The sequence below is a fragment of the Pseudoalteromonas sp. SG43-7 genome, from assembly GCF_014164295.1.
Classification (GTDB): domain Bacteria; phylum Pseudomonadota; class Gammaproteobacteria; order Enterobacterales; family Alteromonadaceae; genus Pseudoalteromonas; species Pseudoalteromonas rhizosphaerae.
In genome coordinates, this window is sequence record NZ_JACJEY010000011.1 from 89,145 (window position 1) to 103,492 (window position 14,348).

Sequence of the window (14,348 nt, forward strand, 5' to 3'; positions counted from 1 at the left end):
TGCGCAAAATATCAACATAATGGCGCTCCTTTTTTCAACACTTGAACAACGATACAACCATGCTAAACGAGCTAGATTGGCTTTTAAATATTATCCTGTTAGCCCTAGGATTAGGGGCGTTTTTTATCAATCAATTAACAATACTGCGTGTAGCGGCGATCAGCGCCTGTGCTTTACTGTTTTTGTCATTTAGCTTGGATTTAATGTCGTCGAGTGTTATTTCAAACATGAGTTTAGTGTTGATAAACACGTTTTACTTGTTCAAGGTTTATACCTTTGGGCAATTAAATGTGCCGCAAAATTAATATCTCTCCCTAGATAATTTTATGTACCCTACCGGGCTTTGCTCGGTAGGGTATTTTTTTGCGCGAATAGAACTTGGGCAGCAAAATGAACTAAGTTAAAATCATCGGCGTATTATGCTACTTTGGGTATCACTATGCCTTTAACTGACTCTGATTTATTTTTAACGTCTATGGAAGACGTTGCTCGCCTAGATCACGATACGATCGAACCATCACAACACTTAACTGGCCCCTCTTTAGCCCAGCAACAAAAACGCAAAGCCGCAGAATTAAATTTAAACATCGATGAAAATTATCTACGTAGTGAATTAGTCGAGCTATTAGAGCCTAATGCACTATTGAGTTATAAAAATGCGGGAGTGCAAGATGCTGTATTTAAAAATCTTCGATTAGCTAAGTATCAGCTTGATGCGACACTTGACTTACATGGCCAAACACTAAAAAACGCACGCCAAGCCTTATTTGAATTTATAACTGATTGCCAAAAAAGTAATATTCGTGTGGTAGTGATCCGCCACGGCACTGGTATCAAAAACAAAAAGACCCCTGGGGTGTTAAAAAGTTATACCAATAAATGGCTACAAGAAATTGACTGCGTATTAGCCTTTCATAGTGCACTTAGGCATCATGGTGGCAGTGGTGCAAGCTATGTGTTAATTAAAAAAAGTGATGAGAAGAAGAGTGAGAACCGGGAGCGTCATAGTAAACGCTAACCCGGCTTCGTTATCAATTGTTGGTTCTATTTATTCTGTTTGGCTTTGTAAAACGGGGGCTTGTTCACTTGCATTAGCTTGATTAAACCATGCAGACACACCCATTAAGACCACTGAAATAACGATAATACTAAATTTAACGCCTGTTTGATGCTGTTTCATTGTACACCTTATTATTATTGTTAGTGTTTTTTGAGTTAACTAGACTAACTAAAATTACAGATGTTAACAAGATGTACTACGCTATTGTCGCTGAACTTTTAATAACCTTTTGTTCTATCAACCTGATTATTTAATTTAAGGCCTGTTTTCATACGTTGTACATTATTAGCAATCTGCTGCGTTACAGTTTCCAGATCAGACAATGCCGCGCAATGGGGAGTCATTGTAACCGCTGAATGATGCCAAAAAGGATGCTCTGCAGCTAATGGCTCTTGTGCAAAAACATCCAATGTTGCTCCTCTTATAATTTGATTATCTAATGCCCAAAGTAAATCGTCTGCAACGACGTGCTGGCCTCGCGCTACATTGATGAGCACGGCATGACTTGGTAGCTGCATTAATAAGTTGCGATTAATAAAGCCCTTCGTTTGCGTGGTTAGTGGTAATAAACACACGAGATAATCAGCCTGTGCTAACAAACTTGGTAATTCACTTACTTGATGAATACAATTTACTTCGGGTATATTTTTAGGGCTTTGTGAAAATGCACTTACGGTAAAATTATTAGCCAGTAAACGTTTAGCGCAGCTTTGTCCTAACTCACCAAAACCTAAAATCACAACATGATTATGACTATAAGCGCGTTTTGGCAGCCATTGTCGTTGTTGTTGCTTAATCACATAGTCTTTAAGCCTTAACTTATGCGCTAAAATATGGGTAAGCACATACTCTGCCATATCATGAGCTAAATTTTCATCAACGATGCGTGTCACAATGACATTGTCAGGGAGTAAGTTTAAATCAATGCTATCGACCCCTGCGCCAAATGAAGAAACTACTTTTAAATTCGGTAGTTGTGCCCACATATCTGCAGGTGCCAGCCAAGCAAGCACAAATTCAACATCCTCTAAGTTATCACAGTCTGGCCACTGTGAAATTTTTACATCGGGTAATTTAGTCGCTAACGCAGTAATAATTTTACTGCAATCACGTCCACTAATCGCAACGAGTACGCTCATGTTATGCCTATAGAGTTGTTGATTTGCAAAGAGTATAACCTTTGTTAAAACATTTAATCTAATCGAATTACTGCTCGGCTCTTTAAAAAGTCACACAACTGCAACCTAATTGTCATGGCAAGCTTTTACTCTGGCGATATATTGATCACCATATGCAAACGAGGTAATTATGATCAGTGTTGATAAAGTAATCGCAGCAAATCTACCACAATTAGAAAACTCACCTAAAGTAAAAAGTTTAGTTAAAAAAGGGTTAGGTTATTTGCTTCACGAACAAGAATTTGTTGCATTTGGTGATGCCTACCCGCACTTACAAGGCATTGAGTTTGTTGAGCAAGTGTTGGATGAACTAGATTTTGATACTCGCTACAAGCCAAAGCAGATTGAGAATATTCCTAGTGAGGGTAAGTTAGTTATTGTTGCTAACCACCCTATTGGCTCTTTAGATGCACTGGCATTAATTAAAGTATTATCAAGTGTTCGTAAGGATTTAAAGGTCGTTGCCAATCGCATGTTAATGTCAGTTACGCCAATGCACTCATTATTACTGCCGGTCGATAATTTATCGGGTGACAGTAAAAAGCAAGAACTCAATAATATCCACCAGCACCTTAAAGAAGCTGGGGCCATTCTCATTTTCCCAGCAGGTGAAGTGTCGCGTTTAAGCCCTACCGGAATTAAAGATTGCAAGTGGAATAGTGGTTTTTTACGGATCGCAAAAAAAGCCAATGCGCCAATTTTACCGATTTTTATTAAAGCCAAAAATAGCCCACTTTTTTATGGCACATCGATGATTTACAAGCCTTTAGCGAGTTTATTACTGGTTAAAGAAATGTTTAAACAACGACAAAAATCATTAGAGTTTGAAATAGGCGCATCGATACCCCCAGAGTCTTATTTAATTGAAAACCTCAAAGACAAAGAAGTAGTCAATCTGATCCGTAAGCAGCTTTATGCACTTACCTCAAAGAAAACCTTACCGCTTAAAACACAAGCACCCATCGCTTCCTCAGAATGCCGCAAGGAACTAAAAAAAGCCATCGAACAATGTGAGCTATTAGGCACAACTCAAGACGGCATGCAGATATACCTTTATCAATATCAAGGCAGCTCAGCGATTTTCAGAGAGCTTGGCCGGTTACGAGAGATTTCGTTTCGCACTGTTGGTGAAGGCAGTGGTAAGCGTCGTGATATTGATAAGTACGATATGGATTATCAGCACTTGGTTTTATGGGACGGCTCACAACTTGAATTGGTTGGCGCATACCGACTTGCTTGTGCTCAAGCTATTATTGATAAACACGGCCGCAAAGGTTTATATACTGATAGCTTATTTTCTTACAGTGATGCAATGACTCCTTACTTTGCTGCAGGTATTGAACTGGGTCGCAGCTTTGTACAACCTAAATACTGGGGTCGTAAAAGTCTTGATTATTTATGGTATGGGATTGGCGCGTTTGTGAAAAATTATCCTCAGTATCGCTACCTCTACGGCGCAGTCAGTGTCTCGAACGCGTTGCCAGAACCTGCCAAAGCCATGTTAGTTCATTATTATCAGCATTATTACGGCGCTAAGCAGGTTATTGCTACACCTAATAATGAGTTCAAACTCACAGAGCAGCAACTCATACAGTGCGCAAATCTATTTAGCGGTAATGATGTCAAAGAAGACTTTGTTGAGCTCAAACATGTGCTCGCAAACATGGGTGCCCAAGTACCCACTTTATTTAAACAATACACCGAACTATGTGAGCCTGGCGGCGTACAGTTTTTAAGTTTTAGTGTTGATCCTGATTTCAATAATTGTATTGATGGCTTAGTGCTTGTTGATCTTGAAAAAGTAAAAGCAGGCAAAGCAAAAAGATATTTAGGAAAGAACTAAGAACGCAAAGGTGTATAAAATAACAGCGACCAGCCATCTAGCTTATTTACTAAACCTACTTTTGATCCGTAACGTGAATTTACGCTCGCAGTATGCTATCAAAAGTAGTTTTTATGTGCAGATATGATAAAGTGGTTGTACACAAATTGTTTACAGAACAGCTATGAAAAGGTCCCTGCTATTTTTAGCTTTTATCATTATTTTTTCGGTAGTTAGCATTCAATTATTGGTGATACCTCATTTTGAAAGTAACGTCAGATACCCTACTGAAAAATGGGCTTTAGAGTTTTTAACATCAGGCTCTACGGATCTTCTTGCACAACAATTACAATCCATACCTAAACACCAGAGAATGGCCTACTTACAAAACATACAAGCTAATTTTGGCTTTGAACTTACTTTACAAGACTATCAACAAAATGATTTTTCAAGTGAGCAACAATCTTGGCTCGCAGAGGATAAAATTTGGGGTGATCCGCAAACAGATTTAGCATATCGAAAAATAGATGACGAACAGCTATTAGTAATTGTAAAACCCAATACGGTTCCTAAGCATCTGATCAACGAAGCGCAACGTTGGATGATGGGCTCTTTTTACCTACTGAATAATATGCTGATGCAACACCCACAGCAGAGCTGGCCGTCGATAATTGATTCGCTCAGTGATGATTTTACATATCCCGTTGCACTGATGACATTGAGTGAGTTAACTTACACAGAGCAACAAATAGCCCAATTAAAAACAGGAGCTATTGTGACCATATCAACTGCGGATTCTGATTTTATTGGCTATCCCGCCGACATTGCCGTACAGCGCATCAAAAATAGCGATAAAGTAATTGTACTTGGCCCTTTTAGCCCTCAACTAAAGGGCAAAGTGGTGTACATGTTAAGTATCTTTTATTTTATATTCGGCTTTTTTCTGCTTATACCAATTATAATATGGTTAATTCCTGGCTGGCGCTCTATGTTATCGCTCAATAAAGTGGCGATATTACTTGGACAAGGTAAATTTGATGCTCGCGCTAAGCTAATTCGTTTTAGCCATCTAAACCACTTGTCCAAAACGTTTAATACCATGGCCGAAAAAATACAACGCCTTATCTCTTCTCATAAAACTCTGATCAATGCTGTATCACATGAATTGCGAACTCCCATCGCACGCATTGAATTCAATGTTGAATTACTTAGAAATAGTACAACCAATGACTATCAACTAGGGCAACTAGAGCGGATTGAATTATCTTTGAATGAACTAAATTCATTAGTGTCAGAAATGCTTACACATGCTCGATTTGAGCGCGAAATACCCACTCTTACATTTGCAACCGTTGAACTTAATCATTGGATAAAACAAGAGTTAATCTGTTGGCAAGAAGCCAACCCTGATACTGAGATTGTTTTACTTGAACAAGGCGCTTGCCATGCAATGATTGATAAGTTTTATATGAGCCGTGCATTAAGTAATTTAATGCGCAATGCCATAGCGTATGGAAGAAACCATATTCAAGTAAGCTATGAACAAACCGCAAAAGGCTGGCTGATTTGTGTTGCTGATAACGGTGATGGTATTCCTTTACCCTGTGCTGAGAAGGTATTTGAACCATTCTATCGAGAAGATCAAAGTCGTAATTTGCAAGTCGGTGGAACCGGACTAGGCCTTGCAATCGTTAAACAAATTTTAGGCTGGCATGAAGGAACCGCGAGTGTTGAGCCATCCAGCTTAGGTGGTGCATGTTTCATACTAAATTGGCCAGCCAAACGCACACATCGATAATCCACATAGAGAACAAGAAATGAAAACAAAGATTTTAGTGGTAGAAGATGATTTACCGCTTGCTGAGTCAATTCAAGAGTATTTAACGATTGAAGGCTATCAGGTTGAAATAGAATCAAATGGCGAGCATGCGGTCTCCCGTATTCTTCAGTGGCAGCCAGCTCTGGTGCTGCTTGACGTTATGTTACCGAACAAGGATGGCTTAACGGTATGCCGCGAAGTAAGGCAGTCATACAGCGGCTATATTTTGATGTTTACTGCACGAGAAGAAGAAATTGATCAGGTTGTAGGGCTTGAAATTGGTGCCGACGATTATTTATTAAAGCCGGTGAAACCTCGCTTACTACTGGCAAAAATTAAAGCTTTTTTAAGACGTGGACATCCCACAGATCCACTCGCCATAAAGCCACAAACGAAAGAGTCTATAACGTTTGGGCAATTAATCATTAATACGCACAACCGAACTGTCTCTTTAGCAACGCAACATATCCAGCTCACAGACGGCGAATATGACGTACTGCTACTGCTTGCTAAAAATGCAGGAGTTATTCTGTCACGTAGTGACATTGTTGAAAAAATAAAAGGTTATCACTATGATGGAATTGAACGTGGTGTTGATAATCATATTAGCCAGTTACGCAAGAAGCTCGGTGATAATGCGCGTAACCCAATAAAAATTAAGACTATCCGTTCCAAAGGCTACTTATTTGTAGTTAGTGCGTGGTAGTTCTAGGTGGATATGGCGCTATATCTCCAACATGGGAGTAGCGCCTTTGAGAGACTTGAACTGTGGATAATACATCTATCTCAGCAACTATTTCACACTAACCAGAGGAGTTTTAATCTAAAGTTATTCTTCAGCCATTACTCGTTTACCATTACTATCGACAACTAATAAATATGAAGCGCCAAAATTACCCGCACATAAATCGATAGCCTGATTGGCAACTTTTAGGCCATTAGCACAATTACTCACCGCTAAGAACGCTGTGACACTGCCCTTTTTTGTAGTTAATACTTTTTTATCATCAATTGACACATCATACTCGCCGTTGGCAAATAAACGCACATTAAATACATCTGCAGTATTGTTTTGTTTTTTATCAATGACAGACAAAGCCCGCTTACCTGAAGATTGCCAAGCAATTACCCATAAATCGTCGTTATTACTCAAAGTTGTATTTATGCGTTCCTCTTTATTCGCATTGATACTATCTTTAACTCCCAAGTTAATCATGTTATTGATTACTTTATAACTGTAGTTATAGCGACTACCCACAGCATTGGCCTCTACATCGCCCGCAGCGATGTTATCACTATCGAATAAACCACTGTAGCCGGTGCTAATACTCCTTTTTTTGACATGAAAGTCAGCCATATAATCCAATGAATTTATGAAAGACATATTTGCTTGATGGGTTAATTTATCATCTAATTCATCCGTGCTTTCACCACATCCACTTAAAGCAGCTGCCACACCAAACAACAGTGCAATACTAAATCCTTTATTACTGGTGCTCATAACAATCTCCATAATGTTTAATTTTATCAACGCTAAAAACCGCACTAAACGCTGTTATTACTTTAATAATTTTTTATTAATCAATTACTAAGTATTTTATTTCGAATAGCGAAATTTACTGAAAAAATGTTAGCATATCCTTTACGAGACATCTCTCAGCGCTTGTCGGACATTGTCAGAAATTGTCTGTTTATAATGAACAGTTTAATGATGGCCTTGCGTTATAGTCAGCTGATACGGCTAAATACCTGCTCTAAAAGCTGTGTATATATTTTCTCAATTTTTAGTAAGTCATTAATAGGCACATGCTCGTTAACTTGGTGGATGGTATTATTTCGTACCCCGCATTCAATCACTTGGGTGTAGTCATTGGCAAAAAACCGCCCATCAGAAGTTCCGCCACTGGTACTTAATAAAGGATAACTGCCTGTCACATTAAAAATAGCTTGTTCAACTTGAGTCAATAAACAGCGACGCGTTTGATGACTCGTATAAAAAGGCTCACACGGACGCTCCCATTCCACACTCAGCAAAGCTTGTAAATCGTCTAACGCGAATTGAATCTCATTTTTTATATCACTGCTTTTATAACCATGGCTATAACGAATATTAAATGTCATTTCACATCGTGCTGGCACCATATTATCGACCACATTTGCAATATTAATCCCGGTTATTTGCAAGCTCGTATGTGAACTTGGCTCGTCACGCTGCCAAGTTATGCTAGTCAAGCGCTTGATTACTTCTGCACTAAGATGAGCTGCATTGATGGTGTTTTCTGGATAAGCAACATGCCCTGCTTTGCCGTTGATCACTAACCGCGCAGAGAGTGCACCTCGACGGCCATTTTTGATTGTATCACCAACATGCAAATGACTGGTTGGCTCGCCGACAATGCAGCCGTCAAGTTGGATGCCCTGTTGCGCTAAACGCTCGGCAATCAGTAGTGAACCATATTCCGCCTCCCCTTCTTCATCAGAGGTGATCAACCAGTAAAAAGTACCTTTTTTTGCAGCTACGTTAGCTAGTAATGCACGACTGGCACATAACATGGCGGCAACGCCCCCTTTCATATCAGCAGCGCCTCGGCCATAAATCGCGCCATCAATAATATCACCTGAAAATGGTTCTGCTCGCCACGCCCCTCCAGATGCGGGGACCACATCAATATGCCCCGAAAAAGCATAGCGTGGCCCATCACCAAAGCTTACTTTAGCTATTAAGTTAGTAACATTATTAAAGGTAAACTGTTCACAGTTAAAGCCAAAGTCTGTTAACTGCTTTGCTAACCAGTCTATTGCCCCGGCTTGCTGTGGTGTAACAGATTTAAATTGGATCAGCTTTTGAAGGTAACTGACCACAGTATCAGTGTGGATTGCATCATTCGTGGTGTGAGATTGGATAGCTAAAGTCATAATTAACACCCTTATTAAGAGAGAGTGTATTCATTACAACCTGAATTTATGACCGCTTTATGAAACACGGATTATACTAATCGTTTTAAGTTACTGACCATTTATAGCGACAGAAAAATACAGTGATAACAAGGCAGAGATTTTGACATGTAGTTGTTCTCGGCAATTGCTCCTGCATTGCTCTACCTCTTGCATCCATGCAGTCTTAAATGAAAAATTACTAACGCAGTTAGCGCTTTATTTAGCGCGCTAGAATGGTTAAATATTTAAGTCGATTGGTATTAGTGTGCACCTTCTTCGATGAATGCTTCTTGGCTAACTTTAGCGATATCTTTATCATCTTTGGTCAATTTTGTTTGTTGCCAACGACCACGACAAAACAACAAATACGATAGCGATGCGACGATCACATTGGTGACAGCAAACGAGTACCAAATGCCGTGATCGCCCAGATGTGTGTGTTTTGACAAAATATACGCCACCGGAAACTGTACTACGCATTGAGAAAACAGCGCCAACAACATCGCATTAAGCATGTTCCCTGATGCTCTAAATGCAGCCACCACACATAATTGCACGCCTATTCCGCCCCAAGTTAAGCACATAACACGAATAAACTGTGCGCCTTTGGCTATCACACCTTGATCATCGGGGATAAAAAATGCCACTAAGTAAGGTGCAAATATAAATGCAATCGCCCCAATAAAAGACAAACCACATAATCCCCAAAGTACCGCCAACTTAGTAATTTGCTCTGCTCGTTGCGGGTTACCTGCGCCCATGTTTTGTCCGACCAAGGTCGACACAGCCATCGAGAGTCCCATAGCCGGGATCATCACCATCTGTAATATATTTGAACCAACACCATAAGAAGCAATGGTTTGAGTGCCAAAACTAGCCACTAAAAAAGACATGATAATCAAACCAAATGCACGCGCTGACAACTCTACAGAGCCTGGTGCACCTAAATAAAACGCTTGTTTGATATAACTGTAATCAGGAATGAAACTTGATAATTTTAGCTTAATACCATGGCGACCACGCATAAAAATAACAATGCCAGCAATGGCTGCCAAACTTTGTGTCACCAATGTAGCCAGCGCTGCCCCCATCACCCCAAGACCTGTAAAGCTGCCATAACCAAAAATAAATAATGGATCGAGTACAAAGTTTAGCAACACGGTTACGGAAACAATGATCAATGGCACCTTGGTTTGGCCAATACCCCGCATTAAGGCTTGAAACATGGCATAAATAAATACAAATACCACCCCCACAAATGACACATGTATAAATTTTAAAGCATCGTTATAAACGGCATCTTCAACACCCAGTAAATGTAAAAAGTAAGGCGATAGCAAATAACCGATAACTCCTAAAAAAATGGCTGTCACAGTCACCATTAACACTGTTTGCGCGGCCACATGGTTTACTTTATCTTGTTGGCCAGCCCCCATATATTGCGCTGACAAAATTGCCCCCGCCATCGCAAGTCCAGAGCCAATCGCAATCACTAAAAAAGTCACCGGCATACTTACTGACACCGCTGCAACTTGTGCCGCCCCTAAGCGACCAACCCAAAACGCATCGGTTAATTGATAGGCAGATTGTAAAATGTTGATAAGAATAATAGGAACTGCAAGTTTTAACAGTGCTTTGCTAATAGAGCCAGACAGAAAAAGATGGTTGGTTTCGTTCATTGTATACCCTTGCTTTAAGCAGCAATTATAACTTATTTTCCTGACCTATTGATGAATAGCAATAAAAAAGAGTGCACTGTCAATCGATTTTAAACGTCAATTAAGTAAACCTTAATCTAAATCAAACAAACGCTGCGCCGTTTTATACCCTGTTATAAAGCTTGATCTAGAACAGTTTTATATTTTTTTTTTGGCTGATAATAGCGTCAATTCAAAAAAGTAGTTCTCGGAGAACAGCATGAAAAAACAACTTAGCGCAGCGTTACTCACCTCACTTTTAATCGCGTCTCCTTTCGCCAGTGCAAACTTAAGCGTTAATGTCGGTGCTATTAATGTTAACCCTGACAATAGCAGCTCAGCGATCAATGAAGATCCAAGTTTAGGCTTAAAAGGTAGCTCGGATACACAACTAGGTATTACAGTTGACTATGCATTTAACGATCAGTGGGTTCTAGAATTGGTTGCTGCAACACCCTTTTCTCATGAAGTTAATGGCGCAGGTGGTTTAGCTGGCAATAAAATAGCAGATATTAAGCAATTACCGCCGTCACTAATCGCTCAGTATCACTTTTTAGAAAGCACTTCAGCATTTCGTCCGTTCGTTGGTGTGGGTATTAACTACACAGTGTTTTTTGATGAGCAACCTTCAGCCGCACTAAAAACAGTACTGGGTACCGATAACGTTGAAGTCAAGCTTGATAATTCATTTGGTTTTGTAGCCCAAGCAGGCTTCAATTACATGCTAGATCAAAACTGGGGCGTACACGCAATGGTATCAATCATGGATATTGAAACCGATGCAACTGTGTATGCCGGTGGCAAGCAAGCCCTCACTTCAACAGTAAAAATTGACCCTGTAGTTGCCATGTTAGGGGTTAAATACGCTTTTTAAGCATGCTCTAAAAAGGCCTGATGGCCTTTTTATCTGTGTGTGTAAAATCAGCTGGGAAGATTTGTTATTTTTTTCTGCTCTAACATTTCTTTCCAGTGTATAATTTCCGCTGGTAATATAGGCACAACACCGTCGAAGTTTACCGCCTCTAGCATTTCTTCTACACTGACGACACCTCGCTTGCGCTTAAACACACCTCTTACATAGGCGATCGCATGCAAGCCACGCTCGGAATGAAATTTTTGCTCAATATAAAAATACTTATGATCCCAACCCACTAAGCGCGTGCTAATGGTATAGCGTTGCATTGGCTTAATATCACGAATATAAGTAATGGCTGTGGCGTTAACGATAGGAAACCAACGTTTTTTCATAATCGTTTCAAGCAAGCCAACTCGCTCAGTCATCCAAGTGCGAGCTAAATCCATCATTGCTAAATAACGAGAGTTAGTAAGATGTAAATTGATATCACAATCACTTGGCAGCGCTTTGTAATCTATATCCACAGTGTCTAACAATGATTGATAATCACGGTTACGTTTGATTTTAAAAAATAATAATAAAAGACGAAAATATAAGTTCACAATAAAGGTCTTACCAGTTAACAATTTTGTGAGTGTAGCATAGCGTATTGCATTGGAGAATATTCTGCTCTACTCTGAAATTCTCTGATTATAAATAATAGTAGAAAAATGATGAAAAAATCAGTTTCTTATTTAAGTGTGGTATTAGCATTGATGAGTACCAGCGCGATGGCCGACTTTAACTATCCAGGCGAAGGAAACGTACGTTATCCAACTGGGGTTGAAAAGCCGTTTCAATTTGGGTTTGCTTGGCAGCAACAAAATAGCAAGTTTACTATAGGTAAAAAAAGCTATGATATGCAATTACCTGAATCCTATTCCATTGCTATTACTTTAGCAAAAGACGAGCAACAAGTGTGGGTGCAAGAATTTAATAATGGCTTTATTGAAGGATTCAGCTGGGAAATTGGCGAACACACAATCAAACTTGAAAAACGTCAATATAAAGGCGCGGTAAAAGGGGATTATGTTATCAGTTTAGATAACAAAGATTACTTTTTTGCCCGTAATAACATCAGTATCTTAATTAAGTTCACCGCTGAGGGTATCGATACTGTCGCTATTGACGGTGTAACCAAAGATATGGGTACTAAGCAATAGTACCCAACACTGTTGATTTGAGTCAGTTTACACTTTTACCGTTTTACGATTAATGCCGTAATCACGTAGCTTATTTGCAACTGCGGTATGACTTAACCCTAAACGCTTAGCCAACTGTCTCGAACTTGGGTAAGCAGGGTACAACTTACGTAATAATGTAGCCTCAAAACGCTTTACAGCTTGATCGAGCGAGCCCTCAAAATCAGACTCCAAGTACCCTAAATCATGGGTAAATGTAGGTAATTGTAAATGCTCAACACGCAGCTCGTTATCATCTAATAACGAGACCGCACGGTATATCGCATTTTCTAATTGGCGGACATTGCCCGGCCAAGGATAATCTTGTAAAAACGACAAACATTCTGCAGATAGTTCCGGAATTGCATGACCATTTTGCTGCGCATATTTTTGAATAAAATGTTCTGCAAGTGGCCCTACATCAGCTTTACGATCACGTAATGGAGCAATTTCTAAAGTCAGTACATTGATCCGATAATATAAATCTTCTCTAAACGTACCCTCTTGTACCATCGCGGGTAAATCTTTTTGCGTGGCGGCGATAATGCGTACATTTACTTTTACTTCGTTCTCATCGCCAACTTTGCGAAATGTCCCATCTTGTAAAAAGCGCAGTAACTTAGTTTGAAGTTGGGTAGACATTTCACCCACTTCATCTAAAAATACCGTGCCACCATCCGCTTGCTCTAATACGCCGCGTTTTGGCGCTGCATTTTCTTCATAACCGGCATAACCAAATAATTCAGACTCAGCAACATCATCAGGCAGTGAAGCGCACGATAAAGCGATAAAAGGTTTCACAGAACGATTAGATGCATAGTGACAAGCGCGTGCCAGTAACTCTTTGCCGGTACCGGTTTCACCAGTGATAAGTATCGGAGCTTCAAGTTGCGCCATTTTACGCGCTTCACGAACCACACGACGCATCGCAGTGCTAAAGTTGTGAATAGTTGCAAAGCTTTCTTGACCATAACGACGAAACGCACTTACCTGCTGACCTAAACGGCTTTGTGATTTGATGTTGATCACCGCACCGGCTAATACATCACCTTCGTTGCCTTGTGGTACTGCGATTGGCAAGATATCCGCGATAAAATCTTCACCAGCCACCTCAACCCGGGTTGTTTGTCCCAGTACTTCTTTGCCTTCTAACCAACGGGTAAAGTTAAAGCCTTTCAATAGATTATTAATATTTGAACCAATAACTTCTTTTTCAGTTAACTGTAAGTCTTTACATGCAGCATCGTTGCAAAGCCTTACCCAACCTTTGGCATCAATTGAGATCACACCATCTGGTAGCGCACGCAACAATGTGTTGAGCTCATTATGCTCACGCTCAGAAGGTAAAAAAGCGGTGGTACGTACATCCTGCACACCATCAATTAATCGAATTGAGGGCATGATTTTTTGAAACTGCTCAAATTCAATCGGTGGAAAACTCACATACATACGACAGTTAATTGAATCAACTTCAATACCTTTTAAATCAACGCGATAGTTGACTAAAATATTGAGTATTTCTTGAGCAATACCGATGCGGTCTGCACAATGGATATCTAAACGCATTTCACCCTCAAAAAGAGAAAACCTACTATGTCGCAAATAATACGCTAACTACCCATCGCTGGGTAGTCTATTGTAAAGATTTTTGGACAAATGATACTAACCATTATTGCAAAGACTTTTTATGGCAACTGACTATAATTTAGTATGAATGATATTAGAAAAATTCAAATACTTGGCTAATATCATTTCCACA

The 14,348-nt window shown here is 39.8% G+C and carries 14 protein-coding genes; 7 read left to right on the forward strand and 7 right to left on the reverse strand.

The genetic code is table 11. The features are described from left to right. Positions 1–59 precede the first annotated feature (59 nt). Together H5200_RS07155 and smrA are read left to right on the forward strand one after the other, a co-directional pair. The gene (locus H5200_RS07155; protein ID WP_145237284.1) at positions 60–305 is read left to right on the forward strand and encodes a hypothetical protein; all 246 of its coding nucleotides are present in this window, start codon (positions 60–62) and stop codon (positions 303–305) included. Positions 306–439: 134 nt separating this feature from the next. Beyond that, positions 440–1,018, forward strand: coding sequence for a DNA endonuclease SmrA (gene smrA / locus H5200_RS07160; protein WP_182734410.1), 579 nt, complete (start codon positions 440–442; stop codon positions 1,016–1,018). 30 nt (positions 1,019–1,048) lie between these two features. On the opposite strand, the gene H5200_RS23940 is transcribed toward smrA, so the two are convergent. Together H5200_RS23940 and H5200_RS07165 are read right to left on the reverse strand one after the other, a co-directional pair. Next, on the reverse strand, positions 1,049–1,180 hold the full coding sequence (locus tag H5200_RS23940; RefSeq protein ID WP_257325490.1) for a hypothetical protein: 132 nt from the start codon (positions 1,178–1,180) through the stop codon (positions 1,049–1,051). A 98-nt stretch (positions 1,181–1,278) separates the two neighbouring features. Next, positions 1,279–2,199, reverse strand: a complete 921-nt coding sequence (locus H5200_RS07165; RefSeq protein ID WP_182761224.1) for a glyoxylate/hydroxypyruvate reductase A — start codon at positions 2,197–2,199, stop codon at positions 1,279–1,281. Between the two features lie 169 nt (positions 2,200–2,368). On the opposite strand from H5200_RS07165, the gene H5200_RS07170 reads away from it, so the two are divergent. The 3 genes from H5200_RS07170 to H5200_RS07180 all read left to right on the forward strand — a co-directional run bounded on the left by H5200_RS07170 (position 2,369) and on the right by H5200_RS07180 (position 6,585). Further along, positions 2,369–4,081 (forward strand): lysophospholipid acyltransferase family protein, encoded by a 1,713-nt coding sequence (locus tag H5200_RS07170; RefSeq protein WP_182717076.1) that lies wholly within the window; start codon positions 2,369–2,371, stop codon positions 4,079–4,081. A 163-nt stretch (positions 4,082–4,244) separates the two neighbouring features. Then, complete coding sequence (locus tag H5200_RS07175) at positions 4,245–5,858, forward strand: ATP-binding protein (protein ID WP_182761225.1); 1,614 nt, start codon at positions 4,245–4,247, stop codon at positions 5,856–5,858. A 19-nt stretch (positions 5,859–5,877) separates the two neighbouring features. Then, positions 5,878–6,585 (forward strand): response regulator transcription factor, encoded by a 708-nt coding sequence (locus H5200_RS07180; RefSeq protein ID WP_145237300.1) that lies wholly within the window; start codon positions 5,878–5,880, stop codon positions 6,583–6,585. A 123-nt stretch (positions 6,586–6,708) separates the two neighbouring features. Here H5200_RS07180 and H5200_RS07185 read toward each other — a convergent pair whose 3' ends face one another. The 3 genes from H5200_RS07185 to H5200_RS07195 all read right to left on the reverse strand — a co-directional run bounded on the left by H5200_RS07185 (position 6,709) and on the right by H5200_RS07195 (position 10,495). Beyond that, positions 6,709–7,380, reverse strand: coding sequence for a hypothetical protein (locus H5200_RS07185; RefSeq protein ID WP_182717073.1), 672 nt, complete (start codon positions 7,378–7,380; stop codon positions 6,709–6,711). Positions 7,381–7,607: 227 nt separating this feature from the next. Continuing rightward, the gene (gene dapE / locus H5200_RS07190; protein ID WP_182717072.1) at positions 7,608–8,795 is read right to left on the reverse strand and encodes a succinyl-diaminopimelate desuccinylase; all 1,188 of its coding nucleotides are present in this window, start codon (positions 8,793–8,795) and stop codon (positions 7,608–7,610) included. A 281-nt stretch (positions 8,796–9,076) separates the two neighbouring features. Continuing rightward, the gene (locus H5200_RS07195) at positions 9,077–10,495 is read right to left on the reverse strand and encodes an MATE family efflux transporter (RefSeq protein ID WP_182761226.1); all 1,419 of its coding nucleotides are present in this window, start codon (positions 10,493–10,495) and stop codon (positions 9,077–9,079) included. 238 nt (positions 10,496–10,733) lie between these two features. Between H5200_RS07195 and H5200_RS07200 the strand changes: the two genes are divergently transcribed. Then, entirely contained in the window at positions 10,734–11,387 is a 654-nt protein-coding gene (locus H5200_RS07200; RefSeq protein ID WP_149980817.1) for an OmpW family protein, read from the forward strand. 47 nt (positions 11,388–11,434) lie between these two features. Here H5200_RS07200 and H5200_RS07205 read toward each other — a convergent pair whose 3' ends face one another. Further along, complete coding sequence (locus tag H5200_RS07205; protein WP_182717070.1) at positions 11,435–11,971, reverse strand: thioesterase family protein; 537 nt, start codon at positions 11,969–11,971, stop codon at positions 11,435–11,437. A 108-nt stretch (positions 11,972–12,079) separates the two neighbouring features. Between H5200_RS07205 and H5200_RS07210 the strand changes: the two genes are divergently transcribed. Continuing rightward, positions 12,080–12,571: a hypothetical protein gene (locus H5200_RS07210; protein WP_404674458.1), complete on the forward strand. Its 492-nt coding sequence runs from the start codon at positions 12,080–12,082 to the stop codon at positions 12,569–12,571. Positions 12,572–12,598: 27 nt separating this feature from the next. Here H5200_RS07210 and tyrR read toward each other — a convergent pair whose 3' ends face one another. Beyond that, positions 12,599–14,155 carry a transcriptional regulator TyrR gene (gene tyrR / locus H5200_RS07215; RefSeq protein WP_149980819.1) on the reverse strand — a complete coding sequence of 519 codons (1,557 nt, stop codon included), beginning with the start codon at positions 14,153–14,155 and terminating at the stop codon, positions 12,599–12,601. Between the last annotated feature and the right edge of the window lie 193 nt (positions 14,156–14,348).